This is a genomic window from Isoptericola sp. NPDC056618, assembly GCF_042792715.1.
In the GTDB taxonomy this organism is placed as follows: domain Bacteria; phylum Actinomycetota; class Actinomycetes; order Actinomycetales; family Cellulomonadaceae; genus Isoptericola; species Isoptericola nanjingensis.
Window position 1 is genome coordinate 228628 of sequence record NZ_JBHTVZ010000001.1, and the last position, 14355, is coordinate 242982.

At 74.6% G+C, this 14355-nt stretch carries 15 protein-coding genes; 6 read left to right on the top strand and 9 right to left on the bottom strand.

Annotated elements, in window-relative coordinates; all coding sequences use genetic code 11:
* Positions 1 to 4: 4 nt before the first annotated feature.
* The 4 genes from ACFQ8T_RS01030 to ACFQ8T_RS01045 are packed head-to-tail and all read right to left on the bottom strand — an operon-like array spanning position 5 to position 5468.
* Positions 5 to 517, bottom strand: a complete 513-nt coding sequence (locus tag ACFQ8T_RS01030; protein WP_430544715.1) for a hypothetical protein — start codon at positions 515 to 517, stop codon at positions 5 to 7.
* Complete coding sequence (locus ACFQ8T_RS01035) at positions 514 to 3240, bottom strand: cation-translocating P-type ATPase (RefSeq protein WP_430544716.1); 2727 nt, start codon at positions 3238 to 3240, stop codon at positions 514 to 516. The genes ACFQ8T_RS01030 and ACFQ8T_RS01035 overlap by 4 nt, the downstream gene beginning before the upstream one ends.
* A gap of 42 nt (positions 3241 to 3282) precedes the next feature.
* The gene (locus ACFQ8T_RS01040; RefSeq protein WP_430544717.1) at positions 3283 to 3759 is read right to left on the bottom strand and encodes a nitroreductase family deazaflavin-dependent oxidoreductase; all 477 of its coding nucleotides are present in this window, start codon (positions 3757 to 3759) and stop codon (positions 3283 to 3285) included.
* Positions 3756 to 5468, bottom strand: a complete 1713-nt coding sequence (locus ACFQ8T_RS01045) for an FAD-dependent oxidoreductase (protein WP_430544718.1) — start codon at positions 5466 to 5468, stop codon at positions 3756 to 3758. Before ACFQ8T_RS01045 ends, ACFQ8T_RS01040 begins: the two co-directional genes overlap by 4 nt.
* A 251-nt stretch (positions 5469 to 5719) precedes the next feature.
* Here ACFQ8T_RS01045 and ACFQ8T_RS01050 point away from each other — a divergent pair, with 251 nt between their 5' ends.
* A complete protein-coding gene (locus tag ACFQ8T_RS01050; RefSeq protein ID WP_430544719.1) occupies positions 5720 to 6097 on the top strand; it encodes a hypothetical protein in 378 nt (125 codons plus the stop codon).
* On the opposite strand, the gene ACFQ8T_RS01055 is transcribed toward ACFQ8T_RS01050, so the two are convergent.
* Positions 6073 to 6828 (bottom strand): response regulator transcription factor, encoded by a 756-nt coding sequence (locus ACFQ8T_RS01055; protein ID WP_430544720.1) that lies wholly within the window; start codon positions 6826 to 6828, stop codon positions 6073 to 6075. The two genes, ACFQ8T_RS01050 and ACFQ8T_RS01055, sit on opposite strands and share 25 nt — an antisense overlap.
* Positions 6829 to 6927: 99 nt before the next feature.
* On the opposite strand from ACFQ8T_RS01055, the gene ACFQ8T_RS01060 reads away from it, so the two are divergent.
* From ACFQ8T_RS01060 to ACFQ8T_RS01070, 3 genes are all read left to right on the top strand, one after another.
* Positions 6928 to 7215, top strand: a complete 288-nt coding sequence (locus tag ACFQ8T_RS01060) for a UBP-type zinc finger domain-containing protein (RefSeq protein ID WP_430544721.1) — start codon at positions 6928 to 6930, stop codon at positions 7213 to 7215.
* A 96-nt stretch (positions 7216 to 7311) separates the two neighbouring features.
* On the top strand, positions 7312 to 7776 hold the full coding sequence (locus ACFQ8T_RS01065; RefSeq protein WP_430544722.1) for a MerR family transcriptional regulator: 465 nt from the start codon (positions 7312 to 7314) through the stop codon (positions 7774 to 7776).
* Entirely contained in the window at positions 7773 to 8213 is a 441-nt protein-coding gene (locus tag ACFQ8T_RS01070; protein WP_430544723.1) for a carboxymuconolactone decarboxylase family protein, read from the top strand. Before ACFQ8T_RS01065 ends, ACFQ8T_RS01070 begins: the two co-directional genes overlap by 4 nt.
* A gap of 16 nt (positions 8214 to 8229) precedes the next feature.
* On the opposite strand, the gene ACFQ8T_RS01075 is transcribed toward ACFQ8T_RS01070, so the two are convergent.
* A complete protein-coding gene (locus ACFQ8T_RS01075) occupies positions 8230 to 8427 on the bottom strand; it encodes a hypothetical protein (RefSeq protein WP_430544724.1) in 198 nt (65 codons plus the stop codon).
* 115 nt (positions 8428 to 8542) lie between these two features.
* Between ACFQ8T_RS01075 and ACFQ8T_RS01080 the strand changes: the two genes are divergently transcribed.
* The gene (locus ACFQ8T_RS01080) at positions 8543 to 8809 is read left to right on the top strand and encodes a hypothetical protein (protein ID WP_430544725.1); all 267 of its coding nucleotides are present in this window, start codon (positions 8543 to 8545) and stop codon (positions 8807 to 8809) included.
* 18 nt (positions 8810 to 8827) lie between these two features.
* Here the strand turns inward: ACFQ8T_RS01080 and ACFQ8T_RS01085 are convergent, their stop codons facing one another.
* The 3 genes from ACFQ8T_RS01085 to ACFQ8T_RS01095 are packed head-to-tail and all read right to left on the bottom strand — an operon-like array spanning position 8828 to position 13102.
* On the bottom strand, positions 8828 to 10138 hold the full coding sequence (locus ACFQ8T_RS01085; protein ID WP_430544726.1) for an alpha-hydroxy-acid oxidizing protein: 1311 nt from the start codon (positions 10136 to 10138) through the stop codon (positions 8828 to 8830).
* Entirely contained in the window at positions 10135 to 10446 is a 312-nt protein-coding gene (locus tag ACFQ8T_RS01090) for a DUF1330 domain-containing protein (RefSeq protein WP_430544727.1), read from the bottom strand. Before ACFQ8T_RS01090 ends, ACFQ8T_RS01085 begins: the two co-directional genes overlap by 4 nt.
* Positions 10447 to 10480: 34 nt before the next feature.
* Complete coding sequence (locus tag ACFQ8T_RS01095; RefSeq protein ID WP_430544728.1) at positions 10481 to 13102, bottom strand: family 78 glycoside hydrolase catalytic domain; 2622 nt, start codon at positions 13100 to 13102, stop codon at positions 10481 to 10483.
* Between the two features lie 133 nt (positions 13103 to 13235).
* On the opposite strand from ACFQ8T_RS01095, the gene ACFQ8T_RS01100 reads away from it, so the two are divergent.
* Complete coding sequence (locus ACFQ8T_RS01100) at positions 13236 to 14345, top strand: GntR family transcriptional regulator (protein ID WP_430544729.1); 1110 nt, start codon at positions 13236 to 13238, stop codon at positions 14343 to 14345.
* The last annotated feature ends 10 nt before the right edge of the window (positions 14346 to 14355 follow it).

The following is a 14355-nucleotide window of genomic DNA, read 5'->3' on the forward strand; positions in this document are numbered from 1 at the left end:
CCACCTACCCGTGCGCGAGCACCTCGAGGGCCACGACCACGACCCCGAGCACCACCTCGGCGAGCAGGAGGAGCCACTTCTGCCACATGGGGATCGCCGCGCGCCGCACGGCCACGTACCCGACGAGGCCGAGGCTCGCGACGAGCGCGTAGGTCGAGGCGGTGAGCGCGCCCGCCGTCGTCCACACCCCGCCCGCGGCCACCCCCAGGAACACGAGCGGCAGCACGACGACGCCGCCGGCGCTGGAGACCACGCCCACCATGTGGCGGCTCTCGGCGCGCGTCGGGAGGTGGTTGTGCACGACGACGTGCGACACGAGGTCGGCGAGGAAGACGGCGAGGAGCGTGCCGCCGACGGTGATGACCAGCGTGGTCGCGGCCCGGCCGGGCGTGAGGCCCTCGACGTGGCCCCGGAGCGCCAGCACCACGGCCAGCGCCGCGAACGTGACGTACACGCGCTCCTTGAGGCGGTCCGCTCGCTGGTCCGGCGTGAGCTGGTCGCGACGACTTTCGCTCACCTGTCGTGCCCAGCGCGTGCACGGCCCACGGCCTTGACCACCTCGACGAGCAGGAAGACGACGACGGCCAGGCCGAGCGTCTTGCCCCACTCCTCGAGGCCGATGGGGGCGGCGTCGAACCAGTCGTGCATGAACGGGGTGTACACGAACACGCACTGCAGGGCGATCAGCGCGACGGCGGAGAGCCAGATGACCCGGTTGCCGCGCAGCACGTCCACGGTGAGGCTCGACCGGTCCAGGAAGCGGCAGTTGAACAGGTAGGCGAGCTGCCCCAGCGCCAGCATCGTCACGGCGGTGGTCTGCGCCTCGGCGAGCGGCGCGCCCTGCGCCCGCTCGGCGTAGAAGACGAACAGCGTGGCGCCGCCGATGAGCAGGGACACGATCAGGATGCGCCGCACGAACGCGGCGTCGAGGATCGACGCCTTCGGGTCGCGCGGCGGCCGTGACATCACGTCCGGCTCGGCCTTCTCGTACGCGAGCCCGAGGGACAGCGTCACGGCCGTGATCATGTTGATCCACAGCACCTGCACGGGCGCGAGCGGCAGGACCAGGCCGAACAGCACGGCCACGAGGATGACGAGCGACTGCGCGCCGTTGGTGGGCAGCAGGAAGAGCACGGACTTGCGGATGTTGTCGTAGATCCGCCGCCCCTCCTCCACGGCCCGCTCGATGGTCGCGAAGTTGTCGTCGGCGAGCACCACCTCGGCCGCGTCCTTCGTGGCCTCCGTGCCCTTGATGCCCATCGCGACGCCGACGTCGGCCTGCGTGAGCGCGGGGGCGTCGTTGACGCCGTCGCCCGTCATCGCGACCACCTCGCCGTGCGCCTGCAGTGCCGACACGATGCGGATCTTGTGCTCCGGGCTCGTGCGGGCGTACACGTGCACGTCCTGCACGACGCCGCGCAGCTGCTCGGTGCTCATCGCCTCCAGCTCCGCGCCGGTAAGGACGGCGGGGCCCGTGCCGTCCGGGCCGACCTCGTCGTGGACGATGCCCATCTCGCGGCCGATCGCCACGGCGGTGCCGGCGTGGTCGCCGGTGATCATCGTGACCGCGATGCCGGCGTCGCGGCACTGGGCGATGGCGTCGATCGCCTCCGGGCGCGGCGGGTCGACGATGCCGACCAGCCCGCACAGCTCGAGACCGGTGAGGGCGTCGGCGAGCGGCGTGGACGGTACCGCGGGCGCGTCGACGTGACGGCGGGCCGCCGCGAGCACCCGCAGGCCGCGGCCGCCGATCTCGTCGATCTGCGCCTCCCAGAAGGCGCGGTCGATCGGCTGCGCGGTGCCGTCCGGCGCGGTCTGGGTGGTGCAGCGGTCCAGCACCCGGTCGGGCGCGCCCTTGACGTGCACGACCTCCGCGCCGTCGGGCGCACGGTCGAGGGTGGCCATGTACTTGTTCTCGGACTCGAACGGCACCAGGTCCCGCCGCGACCAGCCCGCGGTGTCGAACCCGGCCTTCATGCCGAGGCTGCGCAGCGCGCCCTCCGTCGGCTCGCCGACCAGCCGCCAGTCCTCCCCCTGCCCGCCCGGCTCCCCCGGCACGACGCGCGCGTCGTTGCACAGCATCATCGCGGCGACGACGCCGGCCACGTCCGGGCGGTCGAGCAGCTCCGGGCGAGCCGGGAGCGGTGCGTAGCCCGCGCCCTCGACGTCCGTCTCGCCGCCGGCGGTGCGCACCAGGCGCGCCGTCATCTCGTTCTTGGTCAGCGTGCCCGTCTTGTCCGAGCAGATCGTCGTGACGGAGCCGAGCGTCTCCACGGCGGGCAGCTTGCGCGTGATGGCCCGGCGGCGGGCCATCTGCTGCACGCCGAGCGCCAGGGTGATCGTCACCAGGGCGGGCAGGCCCTCGGGGACGGCGGCGACGGCGAAGCCGATGGACGCGGAGACCAGCTCCGGCACGGAGAAGTCGTGCACCACGCGGCCGATGACGACCATCACCACGGCCATGCCGAGGATGAGCACCGCGAGCAGCTTGCCGAACCGGTCGAGCTGCTTGGTCAGCGGCGTCTCCAGGCTCGTGACCTCGGAGATCATCGTCTGGATGCGGCCGATCTCGGTGCGCTCGCCGGTGGCGGTGACCACCCCGACGCCCTGGCCCGCGGCGACGAGCGTGCCGGAGAACAGCATGCTGGTCCGGTCGCCCACCCCGGCGTCGGGATCCACGGCGTCGACCCGCTTGCTCGCCGCGACCGACTCCCCCGTGAGCGCCGACTCCTCGACGCGCAGGTTCGTGGCCTGGAGCAGCCGCACGTCGGCGGGCACCCGGTCGCCGGAGCGCACGCGCACCACGTCGCCGGGGACGACGTCGTCGGCGGCGATCTTCGCCCAGGCGCCGTCGCGGCGGGCCTCGGCGTGCACGGACAGCATCTGCCGGATGCCGTTCAGCGCGCTCTCGGCCCGCCCCTCCTGGATGAAGCCGATCGCCGCGTTCACCACCGCGACCAGCAGGATCACGGTGAAGTCGACCCAGTCGCCGAGGATCGCCTTGAGCACCGCGGAGACCAGCAGGATGTAGATGAGCACGTCGTCGAAGTGCACCAGGATCCGCTTCCACAGCGGGTCCTTCTCCGGCGGCGGCAGCCGGTTGGGGCCGACCTCCGCGAGCCGCTGCCTCGCGTCCGCGGCGCTCAGCCCGCCGTCGTCCGTGCGCAGCGCGGCGAGCACCTCGGCGGGCGGTCGTGACCAGGGGGTCGCTTCCGTGGCGACGTCCTGCGCAGATCCCATGCCGCCCATTCGACCGCGGTTCGTCCCGTGCCGCGCGGCGGGTCAGCGACCCGTGTCGTACGGCACCAGCTCGAACACCGGGTGCCGGTCCGCCTCGGCGACGAAGGCCTCCACCGGGGAGTCGACGGTCGCGGCGAAGTACGGCCGCGTGGGCCGGGACCGGCGGACGTACTGCCGCAGCACCGGCCCGGCCTCCTGGGCCGACGCCGCCCGCACCACGAAGACGTGCCGCGAGAGCCCCCGGCGCACCAGCACCCGCGGGTCCGCGCGGACGTTGTGCACCCACGACACGACGCCGTACGGGGCCACCAGCCAGCGTCGCCCGTCGAGCGTGACGAGGGTCGCGGGGTGGGTGCGGGGCAGCCCGGAACGCCGACCCCGGGTGGTCAGCAGGGACGTGCCCGGGACGAGCCCGAGCCGCACGAACACGCTGGTCACCGCGTCGCCGATGTCGCGGGCGCGGCTGCGTGTGAAGGTGCGCGGCTCCTGCGGGCCGCCCTGGTGAGGACCGTCGGTCATGCCGGGCTCCCTCCCCCGAACTCCTGCGCCCGCAGCCAGGCGAGGTGCGTGTGCACCAGCGGCAGCACGGACGCGCCCTCGCCGCTGGCCGACGCCACGCGCTTCATCGAGCCGGCGCGCACGTCGCCGACGGCGAACACGCCGCGCAGCGTCGTCTCCAGGCTGGCGGGCGGGCGGCCGTCCACCCAGCGCTCCTGCGGCACGTCGCGGCCGGTGAGGACGAAGCCGTGCTCGTCGCGCGCGAGGCCGTCGGGGAGCCAGCCGCAGTCCGGCTCCGCGCCGAGCAGGCAGAACAGGCCGTCGGCGTGCGTCTTCGACCGCTCGCCGGTGTCCAGGTCCTCGGTGACCAGCCACTGCAGGCGCCCGTCGCCGCCGCCGTCCGTGATCACCGAGCGCGGGCGGACGGCGATGGTGGGCGTCGCCGCGATCTCGCGCACCAGGTAGTCGGACATGGTCTCGGCGATGCTCCCGCGGCGCACGAGGATCGTCACGGAGCCGGCGAACTTCGCCAGGTGCACGGCGGCCTGGCCGGCGGAGTTGCCGCCGCCCACCACGACGACGTCCCGGTCCGTCATCTCGCGCGCCATCGAGCTCGCGGCGCCGTAGTGCACACCCGCGCCGACGAGGTCGTCGACCCCGGGCACGCCCAGGCGCCGGTACGAGACGCCCGTCGCGAGCACGACCGTCCGGGCGCACAGCTGCGCGCCGTCGACGTGGACGTGGTGGTGCTCCGGCTCGTCCGCCGGTCCGGGCTCGATCCGCGCCACGGCGCGACCGGTGTAGAAGCGGGCGCCGAACCGCCCCGCCTGGATGCGTGAGCGCAGCGCCAGACGCATCCCAGAGATGCCGCGCGGGAAGCCGAGGTAGTTGCGGATCATCGAGCTTGACCCGGCCTGGCCGCCGATGGCGTCGCGCTCCAGCACCACGGTCGACAGGCCCTCGGACGCCGCGTACACGGCGGCCGCGAGCCCCGCCGGGCCCGCGCCGACGACAGCGACGTCGGCGATCTCGCCCGGCGGGATCGAGTCGTAGCCGCCGTACATCGCCTCGGCGACCGCCGACGCCGTCGCGCCGGACAGTACCCGCCCGGCGAACGTGCGCACCACGGGCAGGACGGCGCCCGGGCCGGCCTCCGCGAGGATCTCGCGCGCCGCGACGTCGTCGGGCGCGAGCACGCGGTTCGGGACGCCGAGCCGCTCGAGCAGGTCGCGGACCGCGGCCGCGTCGCGGTCGCCCGCCTCCGCGACGATCTCCGTGGACGTCACGGTGGGGCGGGCCACCGACCAGCCCCACTCCGACAGCAGCTCGACCAGCGCGGTGTGGAACTCCTCGTCGCGGGCCCCGCGCGGGATGCCGACGAACGTGTCCATGTCGCGGCGCAGCAGCGCGGCCCGCATCTCGTCCAGGGCGTCGGCGTACTCGTCGCCGGAGATCAGCGCCACCCGTCGCGCCGTCGAGACGACCGCCGGCACCTGGTGCAGCAGCTCGACCCCTGCGGCGTCCGGCAGCCGCCGCTCCGCCGCGATCATCGCGACCGGCTCCCGCGCGGCCACCAGGTCGCGCAGCCGGTCGAGCGCGGCGTCGGCGGTGCGCACGAGCTCGACCGCGTAGTCGCGGTCGTACCGGGCGCGGAACTCCTGCTCCACCTGCGACGCGTGCGCGTCGGCGACGAGCAGGATCACGGGACGCGCTTCCGGACGCTCGGGCATGCGGTCAGGGTAGGCGGCACCGCAACCCTGAGCAGATCTTGAGGCGATCCTGTCCTGCCGCGGAGGTCGCCCCGAGGTCCGCAGCGCAGGATCGAGTCCGTTCAGCCCCTGATCACCTCCCGGAGCACCATGTCCGCCTCGTCGACCGGTCCCCTCGGGGCCGCCGCGCGCACTCCCCCCTGGGCGCGCGGGCGGGTCCCGCGGCCGGCGAGGCGCGTGGTGCTCCGGGAGGAACACCTCGGCGAGCCCCGATGACGCCCGCCCTGCCCCCGGGCACGGCGGCCGCATGGCAGTCTCTCGTCGACGACCTCGACGGCGACCGGGCCGCGGTCGCCGGCTTCGCGGGCTCCTGGGCCGGCCTCCTGCCGCACCGCACCGGCGCGCTCCTGGGAGCCCTCGCGCGGACCGACGCCGACGGCGCCCGCGACGTGCTCCTGACGCTCGCCTGCACGGCGGACATGCTCGGGATGGACCGGCTCGCGGACGCCGCGTCGCAGGGGCTCGACGCCCTCGAGGAGGACGGGGTGGACGGCGCACGGCGGCACACCGACCGGATCACCGACGAGGCCCGGACCGCCGCGATCCTCGTCGCGAGCGCCCTCGCTCAGGAGGGGTGGTCGAACCTGTAGCCCACACCGCGCACCGTGCGGATCCAGCGGGGCGACGCCGCGTCGTCGCCGAGCTTGCGGCGCAGGTTGGTCAGGTGCACCTCCACGCTGCGCCGGTCCTGGTCCGTGACCAGGGTGCCGGTGTCGTACTCGCCGGCCCACAGCACCCGGACCAGGTCGTCCTTGGGGATCGCGCGCCCCGGGGCGCCCGCGAGCGCGGCGAGGAGGTCGAACTCGCTGCGCGTGAGGTGCACCTCCGCGCCGTCGACGCCGACGGTGCGCGCCGCCACGTTCACGACGAGCCCGTCGACGGACGGGACGGCGGTCGCCGGGGCCGCCAGCGGCGCCTCCCGGCGAGGGCGGCGGAGCATCGCCTCGATCCTGGCCCGCAGCTCCCGGGGGCGGAACGGCTTGGTCTGGTAGTCGTCGGCGCCGGCGTCCAGCCCCATGAGCGCGTCGATCTCGTCCGTGCGGGCCGTCAGCATCACGACGTACGTGTCGGACACCGCGCGGATCCGGCGGCACACCTCGAAGCCGTCGATGTCGGGGAGCCCCAGGTCGAGAGTCGTGACGAGCGGGTCGAAGCTGCGCACCAGCTCCACGCCCTCGCGGCCCGACGACGCGGTGCGCGTGACGAAACCCGCCTGCGTCAGCACCGCGTCGAGCAGGTCGCGGACGTCAGGGTCGTCCTCCACGACGACGGCGGTGCGCTCGTAGGCGTCGCCGCTCGAGGGGTGGGGTCCGGCCAGCATGACGACACGCTAGCGGGACGTCGTCCAGGACGCAGCGCACGTGACGCGTCCCTAGACTCGCCGAGGGCGGTGTCCGGAGCCGCCGGCGAGGGAGTGATCATGACGAGCACGTGCACGCACCTGGACCGGATCGTCCCCGTCGCGCCCGAGGCGCTCGACACGTGCCCCGAGTGCGTGGCCGCCGGCGGCACCTGGGTGCACCTGCGGGCCTGCCTGGAGTGCGGGCACGTCGGGTGCTGCGACTCGTCGCCGGCGAAGCACGCGACGGCACACTTCCACGCCACCGACCACCCGGTGATGCGGTCCCTCGAGCCCGGCGAGCACTGGGGCTACTGCTTCCCCGAGGACCTCCTCATCTCGGGCCGGGACATGCCCGCGACCGCCTGACCCGGGCGCCGCGTCCGGCCTCCCGGCCTGTGACCGGACCGCCGTCAGGCGCACGGCCTTGCCTGGGAGCGCGCTCACACTTCTACCGTGGCGGTCATGCCGAGAGACGAAGCCCTCAGGGACGCCCTTCGCCTGGCCGTCGACCCGCCCGGCGGGGTCTCGGTCGAGGCGCTGCGCGAGCTGGCGCGCGACGACGACGCGACGGAGTGGGACATCGCGACGACGGCCGCCCACCTCGGGGTCAATCCCCACACCCTGCGCCATGACGAGCGCATCGGCCTGATCCGCGTCGCGCGTGACCCGGCCGGACACCGCAGGTACGACGACCCCGCCGTCCGCCGGCTGGTCTTCCTGACGCGCATGCGCACCTCGGGCATGCCGATCAGCGACCTGCGCCGCTACGTCGAGCTCGCCGACGCCGGGGAGTGCACGGAGGCCGAGCGCAGGGAGGTGCTCCTGGAGCACCGCGACACGCTGCGCTCCCAGATCGCCCAGCTGCAGCTCGCGCTGGCGGCGACCGAGTACAAGATCGCGACGTATCGAAAGGCACCCCGACCATGACGAGCGCTCCAGCTCCGCAGCACGACATCGACAGCCCCGAGAACCTTGCCCGGCGCCGGCACGGCCAGGCCGTCCTGTCGCAGATCGACGGCCATCAGGGCGAGGCGGTCATCGACTCCCTCGCCGACATCAGCCCCGCACTGGGCCATCATGTCGCAGCCTTCGCGTTCGGAGACCTCTACGACCGCCCCGACCTCGATCCCCGGAGCCGTCAGCTCGTCACCCTGGGTGTGCTCACCGCGCTCGGGGGGTGCGAACCCCAGCTGAAGGTCCACATCGGCGCCGCGCTCAACGTCGGCCTGCGGCCCGAGGAGATCACGGAGGCGCTCCTGCACGCCGCCGTCTACTGCGGCTTCCCCCGCGCCCTGAACGCGACCTTGGTGGCCCGTGAGGTCTTCGCCGAGCGAGAGGTGACCACCCCGGCCGGGCCGTCGTGAACGCGGGCCGCCGGATTCAGGACGACGGTGCAGCGGACCGGAGGACGTGGTCGACGAGCGTTCGGAGCTCGTCCGTGGTCTGCAGCTCGCCCTGGTGGAGCAGCAGCCGGTTGTGGACGGGCCCGTACAACAGCTCGATCACCAGGTCGAGGTCGGCATCGGCGTGAAGCTGGGCGGCGTCATCGGCCAGCAGCCCGCGCAGCAGGCCCTCCATCTGCTCGACGAGGTCGGTCCGCAGGTCGTCGGTGCAGGGGAAGTCGGCGGACGGGTTGGCCGCGTCGTCCAGCGCCTCGAGGACGACGGCGCCCTTGGAGGGCCACCAGCGGTCGATGGTCTTCTTGCTGACGCCCGCGCGCGGCGATCACCTCGACCGTCACCGCGCCGTACCCGTGCTTCCCGCACAGGTCCAGGCTCGCGTCCAGGATGGCGCGTCGGCTCGCCTCGCTCCGAGGCCGGTGGGGGCCACCCTCACCGCGGGGATCAACGACGTGGACGACGCCGACCAGTCTCTCGGTGCTGCCTTCCAGGCCGCTCTCCAGCGACTCGTCGACATCGTCTTCGGCGACCAGGACGCGATGCCGGCGGCGCCGCGATGACCGCGCACCCCGGACGACTCACGCCCCCTGCGGCGGCTGGAGCCGGCCTGGCGGGACCACGAAGTCCCGCGTGATCGCCGCGACGTCGTGCGCGCCGGTGAGCGCCATCGTGAGGTCCAGCTCCGCGAGCACGTTGCGGATCACCTCCTCGACGCCGGCCTGCCCGGCCACGGCGTACCCGTAGAGGTACGGCCGCCCGAGCAGGACGGCGTCGGCCCCCAGGGCGAGCGCGACCAGCACGTCGGCCCCGGTCCGCACCCCGCTGTCGAGCAGCACGGTCGGGCCGGGCCCGACGGCGTCGCGCACGGCCACGAGCGCGTCCAGCGACGCGACGGCGTTGTCCACCTGCCGTCCCCCGTGGTTGGAGACGACGATCCCGTCGACGCCGAGGTCGAGGGCCCGGCGCGCGTCGTCGGGATGCAGGATCCCCTTGAGCACGACCGGCAGCCGGGTGCGGTCGCGCAGGGTGGCCAGGTGCTCCCACGACAGGCCGGGGTTCGAGTACACGTCGAGGAACGTCTCGACGGCGGCGCGCGGCTCGGGCGAGCGCAGGTTGTCGCGGAACCGCCCTGGGTAGGCGCGCGTCATCGCGAGGAGCGAGCGCACGGCGCCCGCGGTGACCTGCACGGCGTCGCGCGCCCCGGACGCCGCCGCCCGCGCGACCCGCGCGCGCACCAGCTCGCCGAAGCGCGGGTCGCTCGTGTACTGCGCGATCCCGAGGCCCCGGGCGAACGGCAGCGAGCCGAGGTCGAGGTCCTGCGGGCGCCAGCCCAGCACCGTCGTGTCGAGCGTGACGACGAGCGCGCCCGCGCCCGCGGCCTCGGCCCGGGCGATCAGCGAGTCGACGAGGTCCTCGTCCGTGCTCCAGTAGAGCTGGAACCAGCGGGCCGCGTCGCCCATCTCGGCCGCGCAGGCCTCCATGGGACGGCACGCCTGGTTGGACAGCACGAAGGGCACGCCCGTGGCGGCGGCCGCGCGCGCGATGGCGAGGTCGGCGCCGGCGCCCAGGAGGGCCGCCGCGCCCACGGGCGCGAGCAGCAGCGGGCTCGCGTGCCGGGCGCCGAACAGCTCGACCGACAGGTCGCGCTCGACGGCGCCGGCCGCCATCCGCGGCACGACCGCCCACCGGTCGAACGCCTCCCGGTTGCGCCGCATCGTGCGGCCCTCGCCCGCGCCCCCGGCGACGTACGCCCAGGCGCGCGCGCTGCTGGCACGCCGGGCGGCCCGCTCCAGGGCCGCGGCGCCGGTCGGGACCCGGGGCCGCCGGCCCAGCACGCCCGCGCGATAGATCGCGGACTGCCGGGCCAGCCCCGCGCCGGGTGCGCTCATCCGACGGGTCGCACGCGCAGGATCTCGGTCCGCGCGATCGCCCGGTCGCGCACGTCCAGCCGGGCCTCGCGGTCCGGGTCGGCCATGAAGGCCGCGAGCGCCTCCTCGTCGGGCATCTCGATGAGCTGCACCTCGGTGGGCTGGACGGCGCCGTGCGCCGCGTCGTCGGTGTGCGCCACGTTCGTCACGCGGTGCAGCACCCGTCCTCCGTGCCGCGGCACCAGCGCCAGCACCTCGGTCTCGTAGTCCGCCAGCGCCGGGGCCTCGCCGTCGGCCGCCCACAGCAGCACGCACAGGGTGATCGCCATCGTCCACCTTCTCTCTCGTCGTCCGCCGATCCTGTCAGTCCCGGGCGGTCCGCGCGGGCGACCCGCCGGGCGTCCCGCCGGCGAGCGGGCGCCCCACGGGCACCCACCGGCCCGCCGCGTGGTGCGCGCCCGGGCCGACCGTGCGGGTCGGTCCGTCGAGCGGCAGGTCCAGGTGGGCGGTGACCCCCGGAGGCACCTCGAGGTCGAGCTCGAACCGCTCGTCGTCGAGGTGCCACGACACCTCGATCGGACCGTACGGGCTGTCCAGCCGGGCGGACGCACGCCGCAGCTGCCCCGTCACCAGCGGGCGCACCAGGATCTCCCGGTAGCCGGGCGCCGCGGGCGCGAGGCCGGCGACCGAGCGGTGCAGCCAGTCGGCGACGGCGCCGTAGGCGTAGTGGTTGAACGACGTCATCGCGCTCGGGTGGATCGAGCCGTCGGGCAGCAGCGAGTCCCATCGCTCCCAGACCGTCGTCGCACCCATCCCCACCGGGTAGAGCCACGACGGACGGGTGCGGGTCAGCAGCATCGCGTGAGCGAGCTCGGGGTGTCCCGCCCGGCACAGGGCGTCCAGGATCACCGGCGTGCCCAGGAACCCCGTGCTGACGTGGAAACCTGCCTCACGCACCAGCACGGCGAGCCGGTCCCCGGCCCCCTGGCGTTGCGCGTCCGTGGACAGCAGGTCCCACACGAGCGCCAAGGCGTACACCGTCTGGCAGTCGCTGCGCACCGTGCCGTCCGCGCCCACGTAGGCCGCGCGGAACGCGTCCGCCACGTCGGCCGACAACCGCGCATAGCGCCGGGCGTCGTCCTCGTGCCCGAGCACCTCCGCCGTCCGTGCCAGCAGCTCGGCGCTGCGCGCCAGATAGGCCGTGGCGACGACGGCCGGGTCGGCCTTGACGGCCGCCGAGTCGTCCGGGGGCGCGTCCGGGTCCAGCCAGTCGCCGAACTGGAAGCCGGTGTCCCACAGCAGGGAGTCGCCCGCCAACGCGCGGGCCTTGTCCACCCAGGCGCGCATCGAGCCGTACTGGCGCTCCAGCACGCCGACGTCGCCGTAGCGCTCGTACAGGGTCCACGGCACGTGCACGGCCGCGTCCGCCCAGCCGGCGGCCGGCGTGTGCTCCCCGCCGTCCGGTCCGGGTCCGCGCAGCTCGCGCACGACGTCGGGCACCACGTACGGCACGCCGCCGTCGGGCTGCTGCTCCACGGCGAGGTCCTGCAGCCAGGAGCCGAGGAACCCGCCCACGTCGAAGAGGAAGCTCGCCGTCGGTGCGAACACCTGGATGTCGCCCGTCCAGCCCAGGCGCTCGTCCCGCTGCGGGCAGTCCGTGGGCACGTCGAGGAAGTTGCCGCGCATGCCCCACACCACGTTCTCGTGCAGACGGTTCACGTCCGGCTCCGAGCACTCGAACCACCCTGTGCGCCGCAGGTCGGAGCTCACGACCACGGCCTGGGCGTCCTCGGCGCGCACCTCGGCGCCCGTGACCTCCGCGTACCGGAACCCGTGGAACGTGTACCGCGGCTCCAGGACCTGCCCGCCGCCGGCGAGCACGAAGGTGTCCGTGGCCCGTGCCCCGCGGAGCGGCCGCACGCCCAGCTCGCCGTCCTCGAGCACCTCCGCGTGCCGCACCGTGACCGTGCCGTCCCGCTCCCCCGCGACGCGCAGGCGCACCCACCCGACCACGTTCTGGCCGAAGTCGATGATCTGCCGGCCGCTCGGCGAGGTGCGGACCTCCCGCGCGGGGACGGCCGCGACCTCGCGCACCGGCGGTCCCGTCGGCGCGACCAGCCGCCCGGGATCGGTGGCGGGGCCGGCGTCGAGCACGTCGACCGGGCCGTCGGCGACGGCTTCCGGCGCGAGGGGCAGACGCAGGTCGGTCGCCTGGCCGTCGTACAGGTCGTCGGCGAGCACCCCCGTCGTCCCGGCACGCCACCGCTCGTCGGTGACCACCGTCTGCCGACGACCGTCCTCGAGCGTGATCTCCAGCTGGGCGAGCAGCGCCAGCCGTTCGCCGTAGGAGTCGCGCTGGTGGGTCCACGTCAGCCGGCCCCGGTACCAGCCGTTCCCGAGCCCGACCGCGAGGCGGTCCGCCCCGGGCGCGCGCAGGTGCTCCGTGACGTCGAAGGTCTGGTAGCGCAGCCGCGCGCCGTAGGCCGTCCAGCCCGGGTCGAGGTGGTGGTCGCCCACGCGACGCCCGCCGATCCACGCGTCGTAGACCCCGTGCGCGGTGACGTACAGGCGCGCGGACGCCACCGGGCCGGCGACCTCCAGGTCGCGGGCCAGCACCACGGCGCCGCCGTCCAGCCCCCCGACGTGCCGGGGGCTGACGAACCGCGCCTCGACGTCCGCCGGTCTCAGCAGCCCGGCCTCGATGGCGAGAGGCTCGCTCCAGGGCGACCACCCGTCGTCGGACTCGACCCGCACCTGGACCTCGACCCGTTCGCGCGAGCGCAGGTCGCGGAACGGCCAGGGCACGAGCACCTGCTCGGGCCCCGTCTCCCGCCGCTCCGTCGCGGCGCCGTCGGCGGTGCGCAGCCGCACCTCGTACGCGCGCTGCACCCCGCCCCCGGTCCACGTCCAGGACAACCGCGGGGCGGCGGTGCCGATCCCCACCTCCGGGGCGCCGTGCTCGGCCACGAGCCGTTCGATGCGCATCGTCGCGCCTCCTCGCGGGACGGACCCGCCGTCGGGATCTTCGAGCGTCCTGGACACGGGGTGCCCCACAATGGTCCAGGAGCAGAGATCATATTCATTCGACTGTTCATACGGTCCGAGGACGGGAGCGAGCTTGACCGAGGCGCTGTACGCCCAGGTGCACGAGGCGCTGCGGGCACGCATCGTCGGCGGCGACCTCGCCGTCGGGGACCGGCTGCCGGCGCAGGCGGAGCTCGTCGAGGAGTTCTCGGTCAGCGCGATCACGATCAAGCGCGCGCTGGACATGCTGCGGGACGAGGGCTTCGTGACCCGGCGCCCGCGCATCGGCACGATCGTCGTCTCCACGACGCCCGCCGTCGGCGCGCGCACGGACGGGGGGAGCCGCCTGCCGTTGGTCGGCTACGTCGTCCCGGGGTTCGACGACGCCTTCGGGTCGCACCTGCTCGGAGGGCTCCTCGACGCGTCCAGCGAGCGGGCCCACGTCGTGGTGGGGATGTCGCGCGGCGACCCCGAGCTGGAGGAGCGCCTCATCGAGGAGCAGCTCGACCGCGGCCTCGACGGGCTGGTGCTGCTGCCCACGTCGTCGCAGGCCATCCCGCAGAGCGTCGCGGCGCTCGTCGGCCGCGGCTTCCCCCTCGTCATCGTCGACCGCACCCTGACGGGCGTGCCCGTCAGCACCGTGACCTCCGACAACGTCACCGGCGGACGGCTGGCGGCGGAGTACCTGTTCGAGCTCGGGCACACCCGGATCGCGCTGGTCCAGTCCCCGAACGCCGTGTCGACGCTCGACGAGCGGCGGCGCGGCGTGGTGGCCGCGCACGCCGCGCACCAGGTACGCCTCGAGGAGTCCCAGGTGTACTCCGGCGTCCGGTCCGTGGTGCCGGGCTCGGACGTCACGCCCGAGGACGACGTCGACGGCCTGGTCGGGTTCCTCGAGGCCCACCCGGACCTCACCGCGTGCGTGGTCACGGAGTACCACTCCGCGCGCCTCGTGCTGCAGGCCGCGCAGCGGCTGGGCCGCGCCGTGCCGGACGACCTCTCGGTGATCTGCTTCGACGCCCCGCCGGAGTACGTGGACGCGGCGATCCCCCTCACCCACGTGGAGCAGGACCAGCACGCGCTCGGGGCACGCGCCTTCGAGCTGCTCGAGCGGCAGCTCGCCGAGCGGGGCGACGTCTCGCAGGACACCGTGCCCGTGAAGATCCTCGCGGGCGGGTCGACGGGACCGGCACCGGCCCGGTAGCGCGCGGCCC

Bases quoted from the DNA above. Each gene is read 5' to 3' on its own strand.
- ACFQ8T_RS01090 (WP_430544727.1), bottom strand. From the start codon at position 10,446: ATGGCGATCACCCTGTGCGTGCTGCTGTGGGCGGCCGACGGCGAGGCC.
- ACFQ8T_RS01035 (WP_430544716.1), bottom strand. From the start codon at position 3,240: ATGGGATCTGCGCAGGACGTCGCCACGGAAGCGACCCCCTGGTCACGA.
- ACFQ8T_RS01065 (WP_430544722.1), top strand. From the start codon at position 7,312: ATGCCGAGAGACGAAGCCCTCAGGGACGCCCTTCGCCTGGCCGTCGAC.
- ACFQ8T_RS01040 (WP_430544717.1), bottom strand. From the start codon at position 3,759: ATGACCGACGGTCCTCACCAGGGCGGCCCGCAGGAGCCGCGCACCTTC.
- ACFQ8T_RS01045 (WP_430544718.1), bottom strand. From the start codon at position 5,468: ATGCCCGAGCGTCCGGAAGCGCGTCCCGTGATCCTGCTCGTCGCCGAC.
- ACFQ8T_RS01075 (WP_430544724.1), bottom strand. From the start codon at position 8,427: ATGGAGGGCCTGCTGCGCGGGCTGCTGGCCGATGACGCCGCCCAGCTT.
- ACFQ8T_RS01085 (WP_430544726.1), bottom strand. From the start codon at position 10,138: ATGAGCGCACCCGGCGCGGGGCTGGCCCGGCAGTCCGCGATCTATCGC.
- ACFQ8T_RS01050 (WP_430544719.1), top strand. From the start codon at position 5,720: ATGACGCCCGCCCTGCCCCCGGGCACGGCGGCCGCATGGCAGTCTCTC.
- ACFQ8T_RS01095 (WP_430544728.1), bottom strand. From the start codon at position 13,102: ATGCGCATCGAACGGCTCGTGGCCGAGCACGGCGCCCCGGAGGTGGGG.
- ACFQ8T_RS01070 (WP_430544723.1), top strand. From the start codon at position 7,773: ATGACGAGCGCTCCAGCTCCGCAGCACGACATCGACAGCCCCGAGAAC.
- ACFQ8T_RS01060 (WP_430544721.1), top strand. From the start codon at position 6,928: ATGACGAGCACGTGCACGCACCTGGACCGGATCGTCCCCGTCGCGCCC.
- ACFQ8T_RS01055 (WP_430544720.1), bottom strand. From the start codon at position 6,828: ATGCTGGCCGGACCCCACCCCTCGAGCGGCGACGCCTACGAGCGCACC.
- ACFQ8T_RS01080 (WP_430544725.1), top strand. From the start codon at position 8,543: ATGGTCTTCTTGCTGACGCCCGCGCGCGGCGATCACCTCGACCGTCAC.